Source organism: Planktothrix paucivesiculata PCC 9631, from assembly GCF_900009265.2.
In the GTDB taxonomy this organism is placed as follows: domain Bacteria; phylum Cyanobacteriota; class Cyanobacteriia; order Cyanobacteriales; family Microcoleaceae; genus Planktothrix; species Planktothrix paucivesiculata.
Window position 1 is genome coordinate 16,239 of the sequence record NZ_LR735014.1, and the last position, 24,548, is coordinate 40,786.

Consider the following 24,548-nt stretch of genomic DNA (forward strand, 5'->3'; position numbering starts at 1 on the left):
TATAGAAACCCGGTTTCTGATTATTGTTGTGTATATGAATTAAATATATGCCAACATTCAGAAGCGATCGCCCAATCTTCCTCCGTATGAACTACTAATACTTTCACTTGTGAATCTGCTGTTGAAATCTCTTGATCAATAGGGTGAGAGGCATTTTTTTCTAAATCTAATTTTAAGCCTAAAAACTCCCATCCCTGACAAGCTGTTTCTCGAACTTTTTCGGCGTGTTCTCCGACTCCGGCGGTAAAAACTAACGCATCTAAACCGCCTAAATTAGCTAACATTTGTCCTATTCCCATTTTTAAGTGATGAATATACATCTCAAAAGCCAGTTTAGCTTGAGCATTTCCAGCGTTCATTTCTGTTAACACATATCGCAGATCGCCCGACTCCCCACTAATACCTTTTAACCCCGATTCTTTATTTAAAATTTGATTAATTTGCTGAATATCGTATTTATATTGACTGATTAAATATAATACAATGGATGGATCAATAGAACCGCTTCTGGTTCCCATCATTAATCCTTCTAGGGGAGTAAATCCCATCGTTGTATTAATACTAATCCCATCTTTAATAGCGGCTAAGGAACATCCATTCCCTAAATGACAAGTAATTAATTTTAAAAATTCTAAGGGTTTTCCTAGAATTTTTGCAGTTTTTTGAGCGCAATATTTATGGCTAGTCCCATGAAATCCATAGCGTTTGATTCCATCTTGAAAATATTGATAGGGAATGGGATAAACCGTGGCATAATCGGGCATGGTTCGATGGAATGCGGTATCAAAAACCGCTACTTGGGGAACATTTCCTAATAGGGTTTCTACGGCTTCAATTCCTTCTAAATGGGCGGGGTTATGACTGGGAGCGAGGGGAATTAAATCCCGAATGGTTGCCTTTACTTTTTGATCAATTAATGTTGCTTCTGAATAGTCTGAACCTCCATGGACAACGCGATGACCAACTATTGTAATTTCTGAAAGATCATTTAAAACTTGGGTTTCTCCAGTAATTAGGGTATTAAATAACTGCGCGATCGCATCTTGTTTAGACTTTAAATCTAAGGGATATTCTTGTTTCACCCCTGGAGTTTTGACGGTCATTAAACCTAATTCTTTTGAAGCTGTCCAATCAATATTGGCTTCCCAAATCGGGTGTAAGGGATAGTCGGGTAATGCTGGTTCTTTAATTTCATACAGACAGCTTTTTTGAGAACTGGAACCCGCATTTAATACTAAGATTTTCATAGGATAAATTAAGTAAAATTGTGATTAGAACTTAACCTGTTGCGTCATTAAATTAATCCTTTAAATCCCTATTTTAAGTTCCAATAGAAGATCGTAAAGTTTCATCTAAATGACAACGATCCGCTAAAGTATGTAATAACGGCCCGCGAGAAGATAATTCTACTATACTAACGGCTGCCGTCGGCATAGCAATGCGATCGCGGAATCTACCAATATCAATTCCCAATAATCCACATAACATAATTCTAATCGTGGCTTTATGAGACACAATTAAAATATTACCCGAGGGATAACGTTCTTCAATTTCTTGAATTATCTGGGAAGAACGGCGAGCAATATCAATTCCTTTCTCCCCTCCGGTCGGTGCATTCCAACCTGGATCTGTTAACCATCTAACATAATCATCGTGGTAATTTTCATTAACAGTTTCGGGAAGTTTTCCTTCCCATTCTCCATAGGCAATTTCTTTTAAACCTTCTCGAAATTGCATTTCTAAACCCACTAGATCAGACAAGGGTTTGGCTGTGGCAATAGTTCGTTTCATCGGACTGACAAAGGCGGCTGTCCAAGTGAAATTCTGATAAGATTGGGCAAATTGCTCCGCCATTTTTAAGCCATTTTCGGTTAATTCCGGATCTAAATTTCCACAATAACCCCCTTGTTGACTATAGGTGGTTTCTCCGTGTCGTAAAAAATACAATTTAACAGTCATAATTTTGATAAAATAATAGGATTGATCTGCTCCTCCTAAATCCCATTAAAAAGGGGGTACTTTGATTTTCAGTTAGCTTAACATATCAGATTCTCCGACAATCCTTAAATTTTTAGGATTTAATCTTAATCTTCTATTAACATTTCTCGCCTACCAGCAAATCTTAAAAAAATAGGAAGAATAAAAATAGGATACCTCTAAACTCAAAAACCCGTGCTACCATTTAAAGCAATTTTGACGTGATGGTATCGCTCAAACAGCAAACAGCCGTTTAAGGATATCTGATGATCTCAAGCGTTGAAAAACCAAAACCCTTTATAATGGCCAGGAGTTATGGTATCTGCACCAGATAGACCCATGGAGACGAGTCACCCTCTGGGTGAGGACGAACTGCGTAAGATTGATGCCTACTGGCGAGCTTGTAATTATCTAGCCGTGGGCATGATTTATTTACGAGAAAATCCTCTGTTAAAAGAATCCCTCCAGCCCTCAGATGTCAAACATCGGTTGTTAGGACATTGGGGTTCCAGTCCCGGGTTGAGCTTTATCTACATTCACCTCAACCGACTGATTAAAAAATACGACCTGGATATGATTTATCTAGCCGGCCCAGGTCACGGCGCCCCCGGAGTCCTGGCTCCAGTTTACCTCGAAGCAACCTATTCGGAAATTTACCCCAATATCAGCGAAGACGCCGAGGGGATGCAAAAATTCTTTAAACAATTCTCTTTCCCCGGCGGAATTGGGAGCCACTGCACCCCGGAAACCCCCGGTTCCATCCATGAAGGGGGAGAGTTAGGCTATAGTTTATCTCACGCCTATGGTTCTGTATTTGATAACCCCGATTTAATCTCCGTTTGTGTGGTGGGAGACGGAGAAGCCGAAACCGGAGCCTTAGCCACCGCTTGGCATTCTAACAAATTTCTCAACCCGATTCGGGATGGGGCAGTGTTACCCATTCTGCATTTGAATGGCTACAAAATCGCTAACCCAACTATTTTATCGCGGATTAGCCATGAGGAATTAGAAGCCCTGTTTAAAGGTTATGGCTATAAACCCTATTTTGTGGAAGGGTCAGACCCCGCCTTGATGCACCAAAAAATGGCAGCTATCCTAGAAACAGCCATTTCTGAAATTAAAGCCATTCAAGCCGAAGCTCGGTCAACGGGAGTGGCTAAACGTCCCCTGTGGCCGATGATTGTATTGCGGAGTCCGAAAGGCTGGACTGGCCCAATGGAGGTCAATGGCCATAAAGTTGAAGGTTTTTGGCGGGCGCACCAAGTCCCCATGGCCGATGTCACCACCAACCCCACCCATCTCAAGTTATTAGAAGATTGGATGCGGAGTTATAAGCCCGAAGAACTGTTTGATGCTAACGGCCGTTTAATTCCCGAACTGAAAACTTTAGCCCCCCAAGGTACAAAACGAATGAGTGCCAGTCCCCATGCGAACGGGGGTGTGCTGCGTAAAGACCTGCGATTGCCGGATTTTCGGGACTATGGTGTTCCGGTGGAATACCCCGGTAAGTCCGAGGTGGAAAATACCAACCCCCTAGGAAAATTCCTCCGGGATGTGATGCGGAATAATCTGCAAAATTTCCGGGTATTTGGCCCCGACGAAACTGCTTCTAATCGTTTAAATGCGATATATGAGGTCAGTAAAAAAACCTGGATGGGGGACTTTTTACCAGAGGATTTAGATGGGAGTGAACTGGCGACCGATGGCCGGGTGATGGAAATGCTGAGTGAGCATACCTTAGAAGGATGGTTAGAAGGCTATTTACTCACCGGACGCCATGGATTTTTCCATACTTATGAAGCCTTTGCTCATGTGATTGATTCGATGTTTAATCAACACGCGAAATGGTTGGATATTTGCCGAAATGAGGTGTCTTGGCGATCGCCAATTTCTTCTTTGAATATTCTCTTATCTTCAACGGTTTGGCGTCAAGATCATAACGGGTTTAGTCATCAAGACCCGGGCTTTTTAGATGTGGTTACGAATAAAAGTGCCAGTGTCACCCGGATTTATTTACCCCCCGATGCTAACTGTTTATTATCCGTTGCGGATCATTGTTTAAAGAGTACCAATTATATCAATGTGATTGTGGCAGATAAACAGAAACATCTGCAATTTTTGACAATGGATGAGGCGATTAAACATTGCACAAAAGGGATTGGAATTTGGGAATGGGCCAGTAGTGATGATTGTGGAAAAGACCCGGATATTCCTGATGTAATTATGGCGGGTTGCGGGGATGTGGCGACGATGGAATCTCTCGCAGCTACGGCAATTTTACGGGAAGAAATTCCCGATCTAAAAGTTCGATTTGTCAACGTGGTGGATTTATTTAAGTTACAACCGGATACGGAACATCCCCACGGGTTATCAGACCGAGATTTTGATAGTTTGTTTACCACGGATAAACCGATTATCTTTAATTTCCACGGCTATCCTTGGTTAATTCATAAGTTAGCTTATCGTCGCAAAAATCACGCTAATCTGCACGTTCGTGGGTATAAAGAGAAGGGGAATATTAATACGCCTTTAGAGTTGGCAATTAATAACCAAGTTGACCGTTTTAATTTAGTCATGGATGTAATTGACCGGGTTCCTAAATTGGGTTCGGCGGCGGCTTATGTCCGAGAAAGAATGAAAAATGCGATCATCGAAAATGTCAATTATGCCCATGAGCATGGCATTGACAAAGATGAAATTGTCAACTGGAAATGGCCGTTTTAAATTCCTAGAAACCTGGTTTCCGTGTTAAATTGCTTGTGAGAAATCAAGATAACTTCAGAAACCGGGTTTCTGTATACCCGCACTAAGTGTCTAATCTTAGAAACTGGGTTTCTGTGTTGGATTTGTTTTGAGAAATCAAGATAAGTTGAGAAACTCGGTTTCTGTGAGAAAGATATTAAATTAATATTTTTTATTACGAACAAAAAAAAGATTTTGTGCTAAACTGTTGATGACAAATTTTATAATTCATTTACCATGAGTGACTTAATTGCGATCGCCTACGATGACGAATATAAAGCCGAAGAAGTCCGTCTGACTTTGATTAAATTACAAAAAGAACATTTAATCGAATTAGAAGACGCGGCGGTGATCGTCAAAAATGCCGAAGGAAAAATCAAACTCAAGCAAGCCGTTGATTTAACCACTGCGGGTGCAGTCAGTGGCGGGTTTTGGGGTCTATTAGTTGGAACCTTATTCCTGAGCCCCCTGTTAGGTGCCGCCGTGGGAGCCGCTGCTGGAGCCGCCAGTGGTGCCTTAAGTGATATTGGGGTGGATGATAAATTCATGAAATCCCTAGGGGAAAGCTTACAACCGAAAACCTCTGCCCTCTTTGTATTAGTGCGGAAAGTCACCCCCGATAAAGTTTTAGAAGAAATCGCGCCCTATGGGGGAACCGTGTTAAGAACTTCTTTAACTAAAGACGAAGAAGCTCAATTACAAGAGGTTTTGAGTACCCGAGGCGTGACCGTTTAATTCAATTTTTTAATCCCATTTGATCGGATTAAATTCAACGGTTAATAGGTAGAATTATCAAAAAAATTTTGATGGGTGTGTGGCCGATGGGTGACGCACCCATTTTTCAGTCATCAGTAATTAGTCAATATTTAGACCGTTGATTAATTAAATTATTTGTTATACTTTGTTGTGATTAGCGACCTAAATAGAGGACGGAAAATAATGGCACAAACTCTACTCGAACAACTACGGGAAATCACCGTTGTCGTGGCGGATACTGGAGATATCCAAGCCATTGAGATGTACACCCCTAGAGATGCAACTACCAACCCCTCCTTAATTACTGCCGCTGCCCAAATGCCGCAATATGAAAGTATTGTGGATGATACCCTCAAAAAAGCGCGTCACGAATTAGGGGGAAGTGCTTCGCCTACTGAAGTGGCAACTTTAGCTTTTGAAAGATTGGCTATTGCTTTTGGACTAAAAATATTAGCCATTATTCCTGGGCGCGTCTCCACGGAAGTCGATGCTCGGTTATCCTACGATACGGAAACCACCATTGCTAAAGGTCGTTATATTATCGAGCAATACGAAGCGGCTGGAATTTCCCGCGATCGCATTTTAATTAAAATTGCCTCCACTTGGGAAGGAATTAAAGCCGCCGAAGTCCTAGAAAAAGAAGGAATTCATTGTAATTTAACCCTATTATTTGGCATTCATCAAGCGATCGCCTGTGCTGAAGCTGGAGCGACCTTAATTTCTCCCTTTGTCGGTCGGATTTTAGATTGGTATAAAAAAGACACTGGACGAGATTCCTACCCCCCCGAAGAAGACCCCGGCGTTTTATCCGTCACCCAAATTTATAACTATTATAAAAAATTTGGCTATCAAACAGAAGTGATGGGGGCAAGTTTCCGTAATATTGGAGAAATTACTGAGTTAGCCGGATGTGATTTATTAACAATTTCTCCCGCCCTCCTAGAAGAATTACAATCAACCATTGGCGACCTTCCCCGCAAACTCAATCCCGAAACCGCCGCCAGTTTAGACCTAGAAAAAATCTCCATTGATCAAGATACCTTTAACCGAATGCACGCCGAAGATCCGATGGCTTCGGAAAAATTAGAAGAAGGAATTAAAGGGTTTTCCAAGGCCTTAGAAGCCCTAGAAAAATTCTTAGCTGAACGTCTAGCTCGTTTGGAAGGAGAAGAAGTAATTAGCCATGCGGCTGAAGATATTTTCCGCGCCTATGATTTAGATGGCGATGGCTATATTACCCGGGAAGAATGGTCAGGAACAGACGCCGTATTTGATGCCCTCGATCAAGATAATGATGGTCAAATTACCGTCGAAGAAATGGCCGCTGGACTGGGTGCATCCTTCCATTTAGCCACGGTTTAAACACCCAAAACTTGAGGAAAAACCGTAGAGACGTGCCACGGCGCGTCTCTCTATCTATCCCTACTCTGTTGCCCACGGCAATCTCTGATATATTGTTCTTATTAATTAAACAATCTTCACCCTCACGGGTAATAATTTTACTAATATGAGTCCATCAATTCCTAATTCTATTTTCAACGATCTAATGGCCGATGATTCCGAAACGGCACCCTCTTTAGACTATTTACAACGAGAATTTGCAACTAACCTTCTGTATCTTCAAGGTCAATTACCCACAACCGCAACCCCCCAAGAGTTATATCAAGCGTTAGCCTATACTATTCGACAATTTTTAATGCCCTCCTGGGTGAAAACAACTCAAACCTATTCCCAAAATAAAGTTAAACAGGTTTGCTATTTTTCCACTGAATATTCTTTAGGTTCCCATCTGGGAAATCATTTAGTCAATTGCAATTTGTGGGAACCTTTGAAACAATGCCTCGAAGCCTTTAACTTAAACTTACAAGACTTAGTTGATCAAGAAATAGAACCCAGTTTAGGATATGGAAATGTTGCCCAATTACCCATCGATCAATTAGATTCTCTTTCTACATTAAATCTTCCAGCTATTGCCTATGGAATTCGTTATGAATTTGGTAGTTTTGATCAAGAAATTCATCACGGTTGGCAAGTAGAAAGGATTGATAAATGGTTGCGTTATGGAAATCCCTGGGAAATTCTTCGTCCCGAGGCTACGGTAAATGTGCAGTTAGGGGGTCATACCGAGGCCTATTATGACCAAAAAGAACGCTATCGGGTGCGTTGGATTCCCCAGCGTTGCATCAAAGGAGTACCCTATGATACACCGATTTCCGGTTATCATAGTCATACCGTTAATACGTTAAGATTATGGAAAGCAGAACCCATTGTTTCCTATAATTCTCAAGATTTTAATATTGGCGATTATTACGGCAGAGTTCAGGGAAAACCTTTTGTTGAATTACTCACAAAAGTATTATATCCCCATGATGAAAGGATTCAACAAAAACAACTACGTTTAGAACAACAATTCTTTTTTGTCTCCTGTTCTCTCCAGGATATGATTCGCAATCATCTCGCAACGGGAGAAAATTTAGAGACCTTTGATCAGCACTATTCTATTCAACTGCATGATACTTCCAGTGCGCTCGCTATTGCCGAATTGATGCGATTATTTGTTGATGAATATGGCTTAGAATGGGAAAAATCCTGGTCTATTACCCGCAAAACTTTTACCTATCTTAACCCCACACTGTTACCCGAAGTTGAAGAAAAATGGGCGATGGGATTATTAGGGAGTTTATTACCCCGTCACTTAGAAATTATCTATGAAATTAATAATCGATTTTTGATTGGAGTTCGCAATCAATATCCGGGGGATTTTAGTAAGTTATCCCGACTATCTTTAGTTGATGAAACCGGGGAAAGATATGTGCGGATGACTCATTTAGCTTGTATTGGAAGTTATGCGATTAATGGAATTTCTCTATGGCAAACCGAAAGGTTAAAGCAATCGGTTATTCCTGATTTTTATGAATTAACACCGGAAAAATTTAGAACAATTAGCAGTGGTATTACCCCTCGGCGTTGGTTAGTTTTAGCTAATCCCCGTTTAACGGAATTAATTACCCATAAAATTGGTAATAGCTGGATTAAAAATTTTGCAGATCTACATCGCTTAGAATCGGAATTGGATCAGGTAGAATTTCGTTTGGCTTGGCGAAATATTAAGCAAGAAAATAAACGAAACCTGGCTAGTTATATTCAGCAGAATTGCGGGATCACGGTAAATATTGATTCTATTTTTGATATTCAAATTGAACGAATTCAGGAATATAAACGTCAACATTTGAATATTTTAAAAATTATTACCCTCTATAATCGGATTCGGAAAAATCCCGATCAAGATTATGTTCCCCAAACCTTTATTTTTGCAGGAAAAACCGCCCCAGGTTATGTGATGGGGAAATTGATGATTAAATTAATTCATGCGGTAGGTCAAGTGATTAATTCTGATCCTATTATTGGCGATCGCTTGAAAGTCGTATTTATTCCGAATGTTAATGAGACCCTAAGTCAACATATTTATCCGGCCGCTGATGTCTCGGAACATTTAGCAATGGCTGGGAAAAAAGCCGGCGGAATTGCAATTTTGAAACCTGCTTTTAATGCAGCATTAACCCTGGGAATTGTAGATGGAGCCAGTGAAGAATTACGCCATGTGATCGGAGCAGAAAATTTCTTTGACTTCGGATTAAGTTTACCTGAAATTGAAGTTTTAAAAGCCAAGGGTTATAATCCTTGGAGTTATTATCATGAAAATGAAAGCCTGCGAGAAAGTATTGATCAAATTGCATCCGGTTATTTTTCCCAAGGCGATCCGAATCTGTTTAAAACCTTGATTGATGCCCTATTATATCACGATGAATATATGGTTTTTGCCGACTATCAATCCTATATGGATTGTCAAGATAAAATCAGCCAAACCTACAGAGATTGGGAAACCTGGACGAGAATGTCTATTTTAACTGTAGCCCGTTTAGGTAGTTTTTCTTCCGATGGAATTGTCCAGGCTTATTCTGAGAATGTTTGGCGGATTCATCCAGTTTAGAATAGTATAAAGTTTAAGATTTTTGCACCCTTTAACCCGCTAAAATGAGTAAGATTACTTTTGCAGAGCAATTCCGCTACAGATTTGATAATTTCATGTCAAAAGGCACTATTGCCTTGGTCAGTGGTTTAGCACTGCTCTCCTTCGCCTTTATTCTGATTATGGGATTTTTAGTTAGTCTCGCCAGGGTTGCACCCCCGGGGGATGGCGCACTGAATCCCTTTGAGGCAATGTGGGCTGTTTTAATGCGTACCCTGGATGCGGGAACCATGGGAGGCGACCAGGGATGGTCATTTCGTCTGGCGATGTTATTGGTTACCTTTGGCGGAATATTTATTATTAGTACCCTGATTGGTTTGCTCAGTAGTGGCATTGATACCAAGTTAGAAGACCTGCGAAAAGGACGTTCACGGGTGATTGAAACCGATCATATTGTGATCCTGGGTTGGTCATTACAAATCATCACTTTAATTAATCAACTGATTTTAGCCAATGCTAACCGTTCAGATACTTGCATTGTTATTCTAAGTCCTGAAGATAAAGTTCAGATGGAAGATCGGCTCTATAATGAGTTGGGGAAACTGCGTCAAGTTCGCCTCGTTTGTCGTACAGGAAACCCCAGTAATTTAGTGGATTTAGGCATGGTAAATATTCAGGCAGCCCGCTCAGTTATTATTTTAAATGAATCTCTAAGCAAATCTGATAATCATTTAATTAAGACTCTTTTAGCAATTAAAAATTTACCCCGTTTAGAATCCAAACCCTATCATATTGTCGCTCAAGTTCAGGATATTAACACCCTCGATATTATTCAACTCATCGGACAGGATGAAATTGAAGGATTACTGACTCAGGATTTAATTTCCCGGATGATTGTTCAAACTTGCCGTCAATCTGGTTTATCGATTGTTTATATGGAATTATTGGATTTTAGCGGGAATGAAATCTATATTCACGAAGAATCTGCTTTACAAAATCAATCCTATGGAGATATTCTCCTAGCCTATCTTGATTCTGCGGTGATCGGAATACAATCAACCGATGGCACAATTCAACTCAATCCCACCCTAGATAGACTCTTGCAACCGGGAGAAAAATTAGTTGTTTTAAGTGAGGATGATAGCACGATTCGCTTATCCGGTGTTTCAGAATTTGCGATTAATCGGAGTGTGATCCAACTAACAAAAGAAACAGCCATCTCGACCCCCGAACATACGTTAATTTTAGGGTGGAATGATCACACTCCTCGGATTCTATCTCAACTGGATCAATATGTTGCCAGTAACTCCAGTGTTACCCTGGTTTCGCCTTTCCCAGAAACCGAGATTATTAATGCCTTAAATACCTTAAATTTACAACAACAAACCCTGGATTATTATCAAGGATTAACGACCGAAAGAAATGTTTTAGAGTCTCTGAATTTAGAGAAATATCACCATGTTATTGTCTTGTCTAATTCTGAGTTAGATCCAGAAGAAGCCGATGCTCAAACCTTAATTACCTTGATCTATCTTCGAGATATTGCCGACCGCAAAAATCCTAATATACAGATTGTCACTGAAATGTTAGATACCCGCAATCAAGCCTTAGCTCAGGTGGCGCGTCCCGATGATTTTGTGATTACTGAACAAATTATTAGTCGGATGTTAGCCCAAGTTTCAGAACAGAAAAACTTAAATGCTGTATTTGCCGAATTATTTAGTCCTCAAGGGTCAGAAATTTACCTCAAACCCGTCAGTAATTATGTCACTATTAACGAACCGATTAATTTTTATACCGTTGTTGAAGCGGCTAAACAACGGGGCGAATCAGCAATTGGTTATCGGTGTTTGAAGGATGCTAAAAATTTAGCCCGAGGTTATGGGATTGTGATCAATCCGAAAAAAGATGAAGTGATAAAATTTTCTTCTAAAGATCGGATTATCGTTTTAGCGGAGTCCTAACATCAACCCGGGCGCGCTCGCTATTCGTTGAAATTTAATCAGGGGTGTCTCTATGATGCTAAAAAAACAATTATTTGTCATAAATCCCAAGTCATTTTGGGTTAAAAATTATTGCGAAAACTTGACTTTATCACCTAGGAAAAACTACTATAGCACTACGCATTACAGTTAGAACGCTTCTAAATCCAGAACTCATTCCCTATTCCCTATTCCCTATTCCCTATTCCCTATTCCCTATTCCCTATTCCCTATTCCCTATTCCCTATTCCCTATTCCCTGTTCCCTATTCCCTGTTCCCTGTTCCCTAGCACTATAATATCCCTAGTATTAGGATGGAAAAATGATTACTTCAGAACCGATCATTTTAAGTTTTAAAAATGTCACCTTCAGCGACGAGCAATTTTATCAACTTTGCCAAGATAATGAAAATTGGCAACTCGAACGAACTGTCCAAGGAGAATTAGTAATTATGCCCCCCGTTGGTGGAGTCAGTGGTAATCGAGAATCAGATTTAAACGGTGAACTTTGGTTTTGGAATCGTCAAACTCAACTGGGAAAAGTTTTTAGTTCTTCTACTATATTTCGCTTACCAAATGGTGGCGATCGCTCTCCCGATGTCGCTTGGGTTGCTAAGGAACGTTGGGAATCACTAACACCAGAAGAACAAGAAAAATTTCCCCCAATATGTCCTGATTTTGTGATTGAATTACGTTCTCGCACTGACTCCCTAACCCAACTTCAAGCAAAAATGCAGGAATATCTTAACAGTGGTTTGCGCTTAGGTTGGTTAATTAATCCCCAAGAACAACAAGTAGAAATATATCGTCTTAATCAAGCTCTTGAAATTGTCAAATTACCCACAACTTTATCAGGGGAAAATGTCTTGCCAGAATTTATTTTAAACTTACCTATTTTTTAATTATTTTGCTTATTAACTACTAAATTCAGCTTGAAATAATCCTAGAAGTCTATTAAAAATGGTTCAATTACTAACTAAAACCTATTCCTTTGAAGAATATTTAGCTTATGACGATGGCACGGATAACAAATATGAATTAGTTAATGGAGAATTAAAACTTCTGCCTATTGCCAGTGGTTTTCATGCTTTGATCTTACATTTTATCTTTAAGATTTTAGAACAAGAAATTGACAACCTTAAACAGCAGTGGAAAGTAATGCCTGGTACAGTAGGAGTAAGAACAGCTAAAAAGAAATCAAGGATTCCTGATTTAGTCATTTTGTCAGAAAGTCAATGCCAAGAACTCCGAAAAATGTCCGCCGCCGTTTTAGAAGCACCTCCCCTTTTAGCGGTAGAAATTGTTAGTCCGGGTAATTCTGATGATGATTACCGTTATAAGCGTTCTGAATATGCGGTTAGAGAAATTCCTGAATATTGGATTATTGACCCAGAAACAGAAAAAACCTCGGTTTTATTATTAGTTTCTGGTTTTTATGAAGTTACCGAATTTACCGGTGAACAGGAAATGAAGTCTTTACTTTTTCCTGAATTAAAGTTGACATCTAAACAGGTTTTTCAGGTATAAATTTTGTTATTTATAGCAGTTGGCGCATTTGTTGGGACATTCACCGAAAGCTAAAACCTACTAATAAACTATACCAGCATCTCAATTAGCTATTTCGGAATTTACTTTTGGAAAACACCCAGATAGTATTGCCAATTAACCCTGATTTGGAGTCTCATCGGAGGGTTTGCTAATTCCTAGGCTTTTTTTGGATGACCGTAATTTTTTCCAAAGTTGTTTGATTTGTTGATAGGCTTCCTCTGAACTTACTTTACCATTGGTTTCCAATCCACAAATATAGTTAACTCGCTGGGCAAATTCCTGCAAGTTAGAATTGAAAATCAGTTTTTCTGGGGTAAACTCTCCCTGGTAGCGACTGCGAGGGTAGAGAAAATCATCGCGTTCTGACATAGCCATCTCCCTAATAATTAGGACTGTGGGGTTCCGAGTCGGACGGAAAACGAACAATTAGCCACAACCGTGATCATAAAAGCAGTTAAGGGCTAATTGAGGGGCAATTGAGTTCAATCGGTGATCCTATCCAGCTTGACACTCCCTGTGCCTAAAGGCGTGGGGATTCTTGGTTCAGCGAAACCACTTAATCAAAGTACCTTGCAGTGCTTTAACCAGAGGTGGGATTCTCTCCAAGCGTAAATTCGGGTATGCCCTACCCTATTCGCATTCCTGCGAGTTCTTTTTTACTTGAAACTAATTTGTTTTGTTTCAAAAAAACTGGTTGCCTAGCTCCCACGAATCTTTTACCCACTGCTGGGGGGAAACTAGAACTGTGCAGTAGAACCCTATAGATTCACTTGTCAAGGTTCAGCGTTTTGCCGTTAGGCATACTAGGTTTTTAGACAGGTTGTTTACCTTTTCCTGTTACTGGAAATGGTAGCACAATCAGACAACCTAATATAAAGCCGTCGTAGAACGACGGGGTTTTAAACCCATTTTTTCGATAACCTATCTGCTGGATTAATTCCATTGGCAATTCCTCCGGTGGAAATTGTGAGGAAACCCCCCGACTAGGTTCCCCGTCTGATTTTTTCCCACAACTGTTGATACTGTTTCACAGAAGTCGCTGAAAGCGGTTCCAAGAAATCACTATTATCTAAAATCGCTGGATCAGGAAATAATAGGGGATTTTCCCTTAAAGATGGGGGTAACTCCTGGGGGTTCATTCCCCAAATCATCGGTGATGCGGTTGCGGTTAATAATGACAGTTGAGTAGCCACTTGGGGCAACCAACAAAAATCAATCCAATTGTCTGCTAAAGTCGCGGTAGGAGAAGATTGAACCCCCACAGGTTTGACCCATAAATCTGACCATAAAGCCGTACCAGACTGAGGAACCACGGCGGCTAACCCATTCTGATATTGAACTTCTGGAGAAATATCCGTAGACCAACCCACGGCTAACCAAGTATCGCCTAAAATTAACGGTTTGAGATAACTATTAGAATCATAAAGTTTAACGTTTTGATGGAGTTTAAGCAGTTCGGATTCTAAGTTTTTAACTTTACTTAAATCGGCAGTATTATAGGAATGACCTAATTTTTTTAAGGTTAAACCAATCACTTCCCGGGCTTGATCTGGTAAAGAAATCCGGTGACGTAATTCGGGTCGCCATAAATCACTCCAGTCTTTCGGTGTCCATCCTAACCCCTTAAACTTATCAACCCGATAAATAATTACTGTACTACCCGAACGATAGGGGGCCGCCCAAATTTGACCCTTGGGATCAACTTCACCCTTAGCGTTGCGTCGGACAATATTTTGCCAACGGGACGGCAGTTTTGACCAACTAGGCCATAATTTTGGGTCAAGGGGTTGAATGAGTTCTTGTTGAATGGCTGAATGCAACCAAAAATCTCCGATCATGACTAAATCAGCTTGAGATGAAGGCTGAGATTGCCATTTTTTTAAGAGTCCAAATAAATCTTTGAGTTGGGGTTGGGGAACAAAACTCACCGGCCCTTGATCGGTTTGTTCTCGAAATTTGTTCGCCATTTGCATGGGAACAGAACCCTTGAGGACTTCAACCGTCAGTGCCGCAGCTTGTTTACATCCAGCTACGACGCTTAAGGTTAAAACACTAATTCCCTGTAGAAAAAACCTTCGCTTCACGGTCGCTATTCAATCCGTTTCTCTAAATACTGACCGATCATAGTTTGTTCCCCAGCCCGTGAAATAATCGTTTGCCGGGTGCGGTATCGTTGGCCAATCAGTTTAATTTCTTCTTCAAACATAGAACCATTGTACTCGCTTCTCAGACATAACGTATTGACATCAAGCATATAAAATTCAGCCACAACGGGTTTGGGTGTCATAAACCCCCGATCTCGATAAAGCCAGGTGTCACAAACCCCAAATCGAGTTGATCCAGTGGACATTTTTTTACCGGAGACAGAATTGCAGCTTTTCCAGGTAACTTTTGACCCACAACTGAGGAGCATCGGGTCATCTAATTGATGTAATTGAGCAATATCGAGCAAGTCAGGACAGCCGGGCTCTAAAAACTCGACTATAATCTCGCTGGCGACTTCTTGGGTATCTCCCTCGGGAAGTGTATAGTAGCGCCGTTCTGAATGCCAATTTCCCACACTGCGGCAAAAATAGTCCGCCACTTGGGAGGCAATCTCACGGGGGTTTTGCTGGATCAGGGCTTTCATTGATGGCTGCTCCTAAACACGATATGAACGGGTGGAATTCTTCCTTCGCAGGAGAGAGAAAAGTCAAATGTTTGTCACAATTCTTAATCTAATCATAACAAACTCCAACTGGCAATTATTTTCTGGTGATGGACAAGAAAAGTCTAATTTAGACCATTCGTAATATCTACTAGGCAGTAGAGTTAGGCTATAAGTACACTAATTGTTTCAATTTTTCAAGGTCTCTGTGATCAAAAATCTAAATTTCATGACAAAAATTTAAAATTGAGTGATTTTTCTCGCTTTGGGGAATAAGGAAAACTTAACTATTATTGAGAAATGGGTTTTTTTTTTCCAGAATAGGGGAATTTTAAATTAATTTTATAAATCGAGATTATTTAAAATAATAATTAGCTGTGAATAAATTATTGATATTTATTGATTTAACGACCAATATAATATTAATTATTTTTTACCTAAAAATCAATTATTGTTTGAGGGATTTATTTTTACTATCTTCTGGGATAATAGATACCCGATTCTCGGTAGAACTACACTTGATAGCCTAGAGTCAGTTAAAGGTTCTGATTTTGAGAGTAACCGCTTATTCCCTATTCTTTGCCATAAAGCTTAAGCAAAAGGTTAAATAATTTAGTAAATAATTGGGTCTTCGCTCCTCTAATGTCTAGGATCAGCTTAGAAAATTTTTTACCTAAACAGGAGTATTTCAATGGATGGACTGACCCAAAAAGTTGTGACTTTGACCCATAAAGTAGATGCCTTATACGAGATCATCACACAGCTTACGAATCAAGTCTCTGAGCATTTGTCTTCAGAAGAAACCCCGAACTCATCTGATCAAACCATAGCTTTTTCCCCGTCCCTCCCCGATGTTTCCCAAACTCGCAAAGGTCTATCCCAACAGGAACACAAAGACATCTTAATCGATGATGAATATATGGAAACCATTTACTACAGCCAAGAATCCTCCCTCACCGCCGATATTCAAATTCAACGACTCACGGCCCAACTCACCGCCGCTTATAACCGAATTGCGGCTTTAGAAGAAAAATTATTGTCACAAAGAGTACATTTTTAAGGCGCGGAGAAAGGGTGTTAACACCTCAACAGTAAACTGTCAATCGTCAACACCCAGCCCGCATCGGTTAGATGTAATATTGACCCATCTCTATTTGGGTACAAACCAAGAACGAACTTGCCCTAACGTAACTGGAATCATATAACTCACATCTGAAAAGCGTTAGTTGCTGCGAAATTTAACGCCCTATCTTTTAAAATTAAACCGACCATTCACTTTTTCACCCTGAATATCAGTTAAAACCGCAACTTTATATTCTCCTGGGGTTTCTCCAGGCAGAAGAACGGCATAATGTTTACCTTCAGCATCATAAATTAAATCTAAGGTTTGTTGTTCACCATTGGGAACTTCAATTTGGGCTGTAACTTTTGCATCTGCAACCGCTTCATGATTATCCCCAGTTAGGAGATAAAAATCTAAATGGGTTCCGGTTGCTTCGGGTAACGCTACTAATTCTAAATGATACTTACCTACTTCCACCACTTGCCCCCCTTTATTCGGTGCAGAATGGTCTTTTGTTGCGGTTTCTAGGGCGGGTTTTTCAGCAGTTGTTGCCGGAGTTGTAGGCATAGGAGAACTGGTCGTTTGGGCTGTGGGTTCAGGGGAATTTGTTGTTGAAGTTTGACTACAAGCCACAATTAATAATAATCCCAAACCGATGAAAATATAAAATTTGGATTGACAAAACTTAACCATTTTTAGTTCTCCTTTAATTTAAAGTTTTTAAGACATAGATTCCGGATAAAATGTTCCGGCTTTTTGAGATTGTCCAGCCCCATTTTTATCCTCTTTAGGTTGGGGAAATAAGACTTTACCAAATTGAGCATAAAGCGCTGGAATTACCACTAAGGTTAATACCGTTGATGTAAATAATCCTCCTAAAACAACAATGGCTAAGGGTTGTAAAATTTCCTTTCCTGCCCCAGTTCCTATAACTAACGGCCCTAACCCTAATGCCGAAGTAAAAGCGGTCATTAAAATCGCGTTTAAGCGTTCCATTGACCCTTGAATAATTACCTCTTGAATGGGTAATCCTTCAGCAAATTTAGTATTGTAATTATCAACTAATAATAACCCATTTCTAGCGGCAACTCCAAATAAAGTAATAAATCCCACCAGAGAAGCAACGGAAATAATGCCACTGGTAAAGGCGACGGAAATCACACCGCCAATTAACCCTAAAGGTAAATTAATCATAATCATGGCAGTAGAAGGAATAGATTTAACCGATAAATACATCAAAAAGCTAATAATTATAAAAGCAATTAAGGTAAAAATAATTAAATTTTGAGTTGCCCGTTGTTCCGATTCAAATTGTCCGCCATATTCGATAAAATACCCCGTAGGAAGTTGCACTTGTTGTTTAACTTGGCTTTGAATTTCATTAACAATAGACCGTAAATCTCGACCGGAGGCATTAGCAGAAACCACAATTAAACGGGAGACATTTTCACGGTTAATGGTATTGGGGCCAGTGCTATAATCAATTTTGGCGACCTGTGCTAAGGGAATTTTTTGACCTGCGGGAGTATCAATTAATAAATTACCCAAGGTTTCTAAATTATTTCGAGAATTTTCGGGAAGCCAAACTAATAAATCAAAGGTTTGTTGTTGTTCTAAAACTTGCGAGACGACTCGACCATTTAAAGCGGTTTCTATCATATTAGAAATTGCCCCCACGGTTAACCCATAGCGTCCCGCTTGTTGACGGTCAAATTGAATATTAATTTGTGGAATTGGGACTTGAGGTTCAAGTTGTAAATCAACAATGCCATTCACGGTTTTCATTAAATCTTCAATCTGTTTTCCTAACCGTCTTAATTCTTCTAAATCTGGGCCAAATATTTTAACAGCAATGGCACTTCTGACCCCCGATAAAACTTCATCCATCCGGTGAGAAATAAATCCCCCAATATTAGGAGCAACTCCGGGTAATTTGGCAAATTCTTCTCGGATTTTCTCAATACTTCCTTTTCGATCTTTAATCCCTTTTTCACTTAATTCTACATCTAAATGGGCTTGATTCACACCCGCCGCATCCGCATCTCCTGGGGCTCGTCCTGAACGCAATTGAATGTAATCAAATCTAGGGTCATCTTTCAGGGCTTCTTGCATGGCAAAACCTGCCCGATTTGTAGCTTCTAAAGATACCCCAGGATAGAGGGTTAAGGTATTAACTAAAGAGCGTTCTTGAAATTCTGGTAAAAATATTCGTCCCAAGGAGGGAACAATAATAATTGTAGCAATTAAACTGGCAAAAGCGATCGCTAAAATAATTTTAGCAGATGACATGGAAAATTTTAAAATAAAAGTATAAATTCGTTTGAAAAATCGAGCAATAGCCGTTTCTTCCTGCGGTAATTTTCCTTTGGGTAATAAAATCGCACAGAGGGCAGGAGTAACGGTTAAAGCTGTTATTCCTGATGTTAAAACCACTACTAAATAGGCAATTCCCATAGGCGCAAAAATTCGACCTTCTACTCCTTCTAAAGCAAACACGGGAGAAAATATTACTCCTGTAATTAATGTGGCTCCAAATAGAGAATCACGGACTTCTTGGCAGCCTTCAAACACGATTTCTAAAGCGGGTCTAGGATGGGGAGATAATCGATTTTCGCGTAAACATCTATAGACATTTTCCACATCGACAATGGCATCATCAACGGCATTACCAATGGCAACGGCTAACCCTCCTAATGTCATGGTATTGAGTCCCTGACCTAAGAAATTTAAGCCTAATAATCCTAATAATAAAGATAGCGGTAAAGCCGTTAAACTAACCACGAGCGCTCGCCCATTCATCAAAAAAGGAATTAAAATCAGAGCCACAATAATACTTCCTTCAATTAAAGCTGCTCGGACATTTTCAATAGAAGCCTCAATAAAATCTTCCTGTCTAAAGGTATTATCAATTTCAATTCCTTCGGGTAAACTGGCTTTAATTTCTGCCATTGCTGCTTCAATATTTCGCGTTACCGTCGGCGTATCAGCTTGAGGTTGTTTATTAATTAAAATCACAACGGCAGGTTTTCCATTCAACCAGCCATCACCCCGTTTTAACGCTGCACCGATTCTAACTTCAGCGACATCTTTTAATCGAATTGGAATACCATTACGAGAGATAATTACAGATTCTTTTAAATCTTCAATCGAGGTAATTCGCCCCACACCTCTAATTAAAAATTCTTGGTCAGGATTAGTTAAAAATCCTCCGGGTGCGTTAGTATTAGCTTGTTCTGCGGCTTCAGTAACCGCCTGTAAGGAAATATCAAAGGCTTTAAGTTTTGATGGGTTAACTAATACCTGATATTGACGAATATCTCCCCCATAAACTACCACTTGAGATACCCCCGGAACTGCTAATAAACGGTTAGTAATTTGCCAATCTACCAGTCTTCTAACTTCCATTAAATTCATTTTTGAGGTGGAAATTGGGTTAGCAGAAGCAGGAGGAGTAATAGAATCCCTATATTTTTCGTCTTCAGTTAAAGTTAAAGCATATTGAACAACGGTACTAATGGGCGAAGTAATTGGAGAAATCTGGGGAGAGTTAACACCATTAGGTAGTTTTTCTTGAGCTTGTTGTAATCTTTCTGTTACTAATTGTCTGGCTTGATAAATCTCAGTATTCCAGTTAAAAATTACCTTAACAACTGATAATCCAATGCCGGAAGCAGAACGTACTGTTGTTACTCCTGGCGTGCCATTAATCGCACTTTCAATAGGTAAAGTTACCAAAGATTCGACTTCTTCCGGTGCCAGTCCTGGTGCTTCTGTTTGAATTTCCACTTGAGGCGGTGCAAAGGCGGGAAACACATCAACAGGCATTTGAGAAACGACGCTAATAATCCAAATTGTAATCACCGCCGCCAGTAAAATTACCAGATATCTTTGTCGAATTGACCAACGAATTAATGTACTTAACATGGTAACTCATAAAAAATAAACAAATCCCCTTGTTGTTGAGCTTTAGCCCATTCTTTTTAGGCTAAACCCCAACAACAAAGTTAATTTTTCCTATGGACGATGATGGTTGTTACTGGGTAATTCACAATATTGACCGATAGATTCTTGAGGCAAATCCTTTAATTCTGCAAGAGTCAATTGATGAGGATAAATAGGTTTTTTCTGTTGGGTGCGACGACCTAACCAAAATGCCCCAATTGCGATTATCCCCCCCACAGGTAAAACCATTAAATCAGGTGAAAATCGAGAAAATTCAGTTAAATTTTTAGACGGTTCTTGGGCTTTTTCTTCTGCTTTTTTAGTTCCTCCTCGTAAGGATTGAGCATAGAGTTGTAACGCGCCTTGAATAACAATTTGATCTCCTTCAAATAATCCTTTTTTAATTTCTATTTTTTGATTAAATTTCTCCCCTAAAGTTACTTCAACCGCAGCAAAACTATCACCGTTTTGGACATAAACTAAATTTTTACTATTCATATTAACTACAGCATTTGAGGGAATTGATAATACCGGATTAACCGTTTGAGAGGTAATTAATTCTAATTCGGCAAACATCCCGGGTTTTAATTTCCCCTCTGAATTGTCTAATTCTGCCCAAACTGGAATTACCCGACTTTCACCTTCAAAAGTGGGTGATATTTTAGTAATTTTTCCTGAAAAAACTTGATTTTCTAATCCTGATACTTTTACTTGTACTTGTTGACCTACTTTAATATCTTTTAAATCTTTTTCATAAATATTTGCCGTTGCTAATACTGTAGTATTATCCTGAATTGTCATAATTGCTAAACCAGCATCATCCACCGATTGACCTAATGTAATATCTCGATGACTAACAATTCCTGAAATCGGAGAAGTAATTGTTACAGTTCCATCTTGGTCTGCCCCGGTTCCTAACTGTCTTAACCGGGTTTCATAAGCTGTTTGACTTAAATTAAATCGCGATTTTGTGGCTTCTAATTCGGCTTTAGAGCGTTTTAATTCTGCTTCAGCTTCTAAAACCTCTCGCCGTTGTTTGGCTTTGACTAATTCGGCTGTGGCTGTGGCTAATAAGGTTTCTGATTCTCGTAAATCTCGCACAGGTAAATCAATTTCTGACTGTCTAACGGTGGTTTCGGCTGCTAATACCTCACGCTGACTTTTTGCTTTGGTTAAATCTGCTTTTGCTTGGGCTAAATGGGCTTGAGATTCTAAAAAAGTCCGTCGCGGTATTGCCCCTGTTTCTACTAAATTTTTATCTTGGTCATATTGTTCTTGAGCAACGGCTAATTCTGTTTCTGCTTGGGCGATTTCTGCTTCAGCAATTTTAATTTGTCGTTGATAATTTTCCTTCGCTACACTAACAATTGCCCCCTGATTTACAATAGAATTATCCCGTTGATAACGGCTTTGGGCTGCTACTAATTGATTTTGGGCTTGTTCAATCTCGGAATTAGCAATATTAACTTGACGTTGATAGTTTTCTTGTGCTAATATAAAGTTAGCTTCTGCCTGCTTAACTTCTGATTCTGTAGTTGCTGAATTTTGCAAAGATTCTACTCGTAATGAAACTAATTCAGGACTGGATAAAACCGCAATTGCTTCTCCTTTTTGAACCCTATCTCCTGGTTCTACGAATAACTGCACAATTTTACCAGCAGTAGGAGAGGTAATTTCTACTTTTTTATCGGGTAAACTTTCAATCTGTCCGGTGGCTTTAATTCCCCCATCCATGAATTGTTTTTTAACAGGTTCTACACGAATTCCCATGCGTTGAACGGTCTGGGAATCTACTTTAATTCCGGTGGCGGGTGTCGCCTCCATATTCCCTTCAAATTCATGTCCACCATGTCCAGCATGGGCTAATACAATATTGGGAGTTGTGAGTAATAAAATAGCGAGAAGGGTTCCTGACCCATAGGTGAGTCGAGAAACCCATAAACGGAAACTTAAGCAGTTCATCATCAAGGGGGGTGTTGCTATGGGTTCTGTCTTTATAGTTTCCAATATAAATATGAAATTAGGATGAAATCAGAAGTTTTAGGACTTACGCATAAGACCCAAGAAACCGGGTTTATCAACAGAAAATCTGGATTTTATCCGCAAAATCTGAACCAGAAATCTAAAATTAGGGTTTAAATTCAGAAGATTGAGGCAGTTTCCCAAATAACGATTTTTGCCAGATAAAAATTCTAATTGCACTTAAACAAAACAACCCCATCACTCCCGCTAAAGGGTTTTTATCAATTCCAGTAATAGCCTCAGAAACGGTTTCAGAATAATTAATTAACTGCCCAACATTAATGATATCAGGACTTACGCAAGCAGGCTATATATAGCGTGTCAAAAGTAGGCGATCGCATATCAATGATAATAGCAATCGCCCTAAAAAGTCCTAATTATTTATTTTCCCCCCAATGTTGGGGGCTAGGGGGCTAGATGGCTTGAAATGTATAGTGTTTAGACAGATTTCTCAAGCAGCAATATTTGCCCCCTAAATCCTCCAAAATTGGGGGACTTTAAGAGGTTGTCCTGTTAAAGTGATCTCGTTTGAGTTAGCTCTTTGTCAATGGTTTAATCATTACAAATTACAACATCACTATAAATGGTTGAATTATTTATAACAATCCGTTTCAGTTTTTGAAAAATTCTGTCTAACCCGAATTAACTCAATCTTTTAAATAACGATTTTTGCCAGATAAAAATTGCGATCGCACTCAAACACAATAACCCCATCACCCCCGCTAACGGGTTTTTATCAATTCCGGTAATAGCTTCAGAAACGGTTCCAGAATAATTAATTAACTGCCCAACATTAATTATATAATAACCCCAAACCAAACCCCCATGTAATCCCATAGGTAAACCCAACCAACCGGAGGGACTTAGGCGTAAAGTATTAGAAGAAGCCGGAAAAAAAGCTAATTTGGAGATAATTAATATTAATCCTAATAACACTAATCCGGGAAATTGTAAAGCAGTTCTTTGAATTTCTGCTAAAGGTTTAATAAAATGTAACCCCGCAAAAATTATACTATTAATTCCTAAAGCAATTTTAGGGTGATAATCCCGGTTTAGTTCATCGAGTAACCATCCCCGAAAAAATAATTCTTCAGCAAACCCAATTCCCAGGGCAACTAAAAACCCTTCTAAAATAATTCTTAAAAAATTAGGGTTTGCAGGTTGCCATATTACCCAACCGAATAGAGATTCTATGATAAATAATCCCATTAAACTGAATAATCCTAATAATAATCCTTTAATATAATTTTGATAATTTTTAGGATTAAAAACTAAACCATAGCGAGTTAGGGGGTGAGATTCACGATAAATTAATTTTGCCCAGAAATGAATTAAAATAATAAACTCGATATAAAGGAAAATTAACGTAATAATACTAACAAAATTGCGATCGCTAACAAACAAATAAAAAGGTGCCGCCAGGGGAAGCCAAAGCAACACCAAAACTAGGAGAAAAATAACAATTCTCAGAAAAGCAGGATATTCTCTTAGAAATTCAAGATCGTATTTCAAACCCATTATCCTATAGTTGAGATGGTTTATTCATCGGGTTCAATAGTGCTAATGAGTCCATGATTTTTTAAGGTTTCGCAGTAAAATTCCGCGTGTTCTTGAGCGCAAGTAATCACCAAGGCAAGATTATTAGTATGGGCTTCCATCATAATACTCACCGCTTGGGGTTGAGTTAAACTGGGAACCGTTGTCATCAACACTTGGACAACATACTCCATGGAATTATAATCATCGTTATGTAGTAAAACCCGATAACGGGGGGCAATTTTTCTAACGGTGGCACTCTTTTGTACTGTCTCAACAGACACGGCTTTTTCTCCTTTTTGAAAAATTGAAAGGGTTGAGGGTAAATAGACTCTATGAATAATCAGACTTTATACAGTTTAAT

At 39.4% G+C, this 24,548-nt stretch carries 18 protein-coding genes; 8 read left to right on the plus strand and 10 right to left on the minus strand.

Features of this window, described 5'->3' with window-relative positions; genetic code table 11:
* Positions 1 to 20 precede the first annotated feature (20 nt).
* Positions 21 to 1,247, minus strand: a complete 1,227-nt coding sequence (locus tag PL9631_RS11175) for an acetate kinase (protein ID WP_083620283.1) — start codon at positions 1,245 to 1,247, stop codon at positions 21 to 23.
* 73 nt (positions 1,248 to 1,320) lie between these two features.
* A complete protein-coding gene (locus PL9631_RS11180; RefSeq protein ID WP_083620285.1) occupies positions 1,321 to 1,959 on the minus strand; it encodes a histidine phosphatase family protein in 639 nt (212 codons plus the stop codon).
* Between the two features lie 333 nt (positions 1,960 to 2,292).
* Here PL9631_RS11180 and PL9631_RS11185 point away from each other — a divergent pair, with 333 nt between their 5' ends.
* The 7 genes from PL9631_RS11185 (at position 2,293) to PL9631_RS11215 (ending at position 12,953) form a co-directional block, all read left to right on the plus strand.
* On the plus strand, positions 2,293 to 4,701 hold the full coding sequence (locus tag PL9631_RS11185; protein ID WP_083620286.1) for a phosphoketolase family protein: 2,409 nt from the start codon (positions 2,293 to 2,295) through the stop codon (positions 4,699 to 4,701).
* A 255-nt stretch (positions 4,702 to 4,956) separates the two neighbouring features.
* Positions 4,957 to 5,454 carry a DUF1269 domain-containing protein gene (locus PL9631_RS11190; protein ID WP_083620289.1) on the plus strand — a complete coding sequence of 166 codons (498 nt, stop codon included), beginning with the start codon at positions 4,957 to 4,959 and terminating at the stop codon, positions 5,452 to 5,454.
* Positions 5,455 to 5,658: 204 nt separating this feature from the next.
* Positions 5,659 to 6,837, plus strand: coding sequence for a transaldolase (locus PL9631_RS11195; RefSeq protein ID WP_083620292.1), 1,179 nt, complete (start codon positions 5,659 to 5,661; stop codon positions 6,835 to 6,837).
* Positions 6,838 to 6,982: 145 nt separating this feature from the next.
* Positions 6,983 to 9,466 (plus strand): glycogen/starch/alpha-glucan family phosphorylase, encoded by a 2,484-nt coding sequence (glgP, locus tag PL9631_RS11200; RefSeq protein WP_083620294.1) that lies wholly within the window; start codon positions 6,983 to 6,985, stop codon positions 9,464 to 9,466.
* Positions 9,467 to 9,561: 95 nt separating this feature from the next.
* Complete coding sequence (locus PL9631_RS11205) at positions 9,562 to 11,409, plus strand: CASTOR/POLLUX-related putative ion channel (protein ID WP_231516705.1); 1,848 nt, start codon at positions 9,562 to 9,564, stop codon at positions 11,407 to 11,409.
* 340 nt (positions 11,410 to 11,749) lie between these two features.
* Complete coding sequence (locus tag PL9631_RS11210) at positions 11,750 to 12,328, plus strand: Uma2 family endonuclease (RefSeq protein ID WP_083620298.1); 579 nt, start codon at positions 11,750 to 11,752, stop codon at positions 12,326 to 12,328.
* A 58-nt stretch (positions 12,329 to 12,386) separates the two neighbouring features.
* Positions 12,387 to 12,953, plus strand: a complete 567-nt coding sequence (locus tag PL9631_RS11215) for a Uma2 family endonuclease (protein WP_083620301.1) — start codon at positions 12,387 to 12,389, stop codon at positions 12,951 to 12,953.
* Between the two features lie 135 nt (positions 12,954 to 13,088).
* Here the strand turns inward: PL9631_RS11215 and PL9631_RS11220 are convergent, their stop codons facing one another.
* From PL9631_RS11220 to PL9631_RS11230, 3 genes are all read right to left on the minus strand, one after another.
* Entirely contained in the window at positions 13,089 to 13,343 is a 255-nt protein-coding gene (locus PL9631_RS11220; protein WP_083620303.1) for a DUF7219 family protein, read from the minus strand.
* 614 nt (positions 13,344 to 13,957) lie between these two features.
* On the minus strand, positions 13,958 to 15,058 hold the full coding sequence (locus PL9631_RS11225; RefSeq protein WP_083620306.1) for an extracellular solute-binding protein: 1,101 nt from the start codon (positions 15,056 to 15,058) through the stop codon (positions 13,958 to 13,960).
* Positions 15,059 to 15,063: 5 nt separating this feature from the next.
* Positions 15,064 to 15,603, minus strand: a complete 540-nt coding sequence (locus PL9631_RS11230) for a phycobiliprotein lyase (protein WP_083620308.1) — start codon at positions 15,601 to 15,603, stop codon at positions 15,064 to 15,066.
* A 709-nt stretch (positions 15,604 to 16,312) separates the two neighbouring features.
* On the opposite strand from PL9631_RS11230, the gene PL9631_RS11235 reads away from it, so the two are divergent.
* Positions 16,313 to 16,681: a hypothetical protein gene (locus tag PL9631_RS11235; RefSeq protein ID WP_083620311.1), complete on the plus strand. Its 369-nt coding sequence runs from the start codon at positions 16,313 to 16,315 to the stop codon at positions 16,679 to 16,681.
* Positions 16,682 to 16,867: 186 nt separating this feature from the next.
* On the opposite strand, the gene PL9631_RS11240 is transcribed toward PL9631_RS11235, so the two are convergent.
* The 5 genes from PL9631_RS11240 to clpS form a co-directional block, all read right to left on the minus strand.
* A complete protein-coding gene (locus tag PL9631_RS11240; protein ID WP_083620314.1) occupies positions 16,868 to 17,377 on the minus strand; it encodes a hypothetical protein in 510 nt (169 codons plus the stop codon).
* Between the two features lie 27 nt (positions 17,378 to 17,404).
* Positions 17,405 to 20,608, minus strand: a complete 3,204-nt coding sequence (locus PL9631_RS11245; RefSeq protein WP_083620316.1) for an efflux RND transporter permease subunit — start codon at positions 20,606 to 20,608, stop codon at positions 17,405 to 17,407.
* Between the two features lie 90 nt (positions 20,609 to 20,698).
* Complete coding sequence (locus PL9631_RS11250) at positions 20,699 to 22,591, minus strand: efflux RND transporter periplasmic adaptor subunit (protein ID WP_083620319.1); 1,893 nt, start codon at positions 22,589 to 22,591, stop codon at positions 20,699 to 20,701.
* A gap of 699 nt (positions 22,592 to 23,290) precedes the next feature.
* Complete coding sequence (locus tag PL9631_RS11255) at positions 23,291 to 24,160, minus strand: CPBP family intramembrane glutamic endopeptidase (protein WP_231516706.1); 870 nt, start codon at positions 24,158 to 24,160, stop codon at positions 23,291 to 23,293.
* Positions 24,161 to 24,186: 26 nt separating this feature from the next.
* Positions 24,187 to 24,468: an ATP-dependent Clp protease adapter ClpS gene (gene clpS, locus PL9631_RS11260; protein WP_042154579.1), complete on the minus strand. Its 282-nt coding sequence runs from the start codon at positions 24,466 to 24,468 to the stop codon at positions 24,187 to 24,189.
* Between the last annotated feature and the right edge of the window lie 80 nt (positions 24,469 to 24,548).

Bases quoted from the DNA above. Each gene is read 5' to 3' on its own strand.
- PL9631_RS11240 (WP_083620314.1), bottom strand. From the start codon at position 17,377: ATGGTTAAGTTTTGTCAATCCAAATTTTATATTTTCATCGGTTTGGGA.
- PL9631_RS11230 (WP_083620308.1), bottom strand. From the start codon at position 15,603: ATGAAAGCCCTGATCCAGCAAAACCCCCGTGAGATTGCCTCCCAAGTG.
- PL9631_RS11205 (WP_231516705.1), top strand. From the start codon at position 9,562: ATGTCAAAAGGCACTATTGCCTTGGTCAGTGGTTTAGCACTGCTCTCC.
- PL9631_RS11215 (WP_083620301.1), top strand. From the start codon at position 12,387: ATGGTTCAATTACTAACTAAAACCTATTCCTTTGAAGAATATTTAGCT.
- PL9631_RS11250 (WP_083620319.1), bottom strand. From the start codon at position 22,591: ATGATGAACTGCTTAAGTTTCCGTTTATGGGTTTCTCGACTCACCTAT.
- PL9631_RS11235 (WP_083620311.1), top strand. From the start codon at position 16,313: ATGGATGGACTGACCCAAAAAGTTGTGACTTTGACCCATAAAGTAGAT.
- PL9631_RS11180 (WP_083620285.1), bottom strand. From the start codon at position 1,959: ATGACTGTTAAATTGTATTTTTTACGACACGGAGAAACCACCTATAGT.
- PL9631_RS11210 (WP_083620298.1), top strand. From the start codon at position 11,750: ATGATTACTTCAGAACCGATCATTTTAAGTTTTAAAAATGTCACCTTC.
- glgP (WP_083620294.1), top strand. From the start codon at position 6,983: ATGAGTCCATCAATTCCTAATTCTATTTTCAACGATCTAATGGCCGAT.
- PL9631_RS11190 (WP_083620289.1), top strand. From the start codon at position 4,957: ATGAGTGACTTAATTGCGATCGCCTACGATGACGAATATAAAGCCGAA.
- PL9631_RS11195 (WP_083620292.1), top strand. From the start codon at position 5,659: ATGGCACAAACTCTACTCGAACAACTACGGGAAATCACCGTTGTCGTG.
- PL9631_RS11175 (WP_083620283.1), bottom strand. From the start codon at position 1,247: ATGAAAATCTTAGTATTAAATGCGGGTTCCAGTTCTCAAAAAAGCTGT.
- PL9631_RS11185 (WP_083620286.1), top strand. From the start codon at position 2,293: ATGGTATCTGCACCAGATAGACCCATGGAGACGAGTCACCCTCTGGGT.
- PL9631_RS11220 (WP_083620303.1), bottom strand. From the start codon at position 13,343: ATGTCAGAACGCGATGATTTTCTCTACCCTCGCAGTCGCTACCAGGGA.
- PL9631_RS11245 (WP_083620316.1), bottom strand. From the start codon at position 20,608: ATGTTAAGTACATTAATTCGTTGGTCAATTCGACAAAGATATCTGGTA.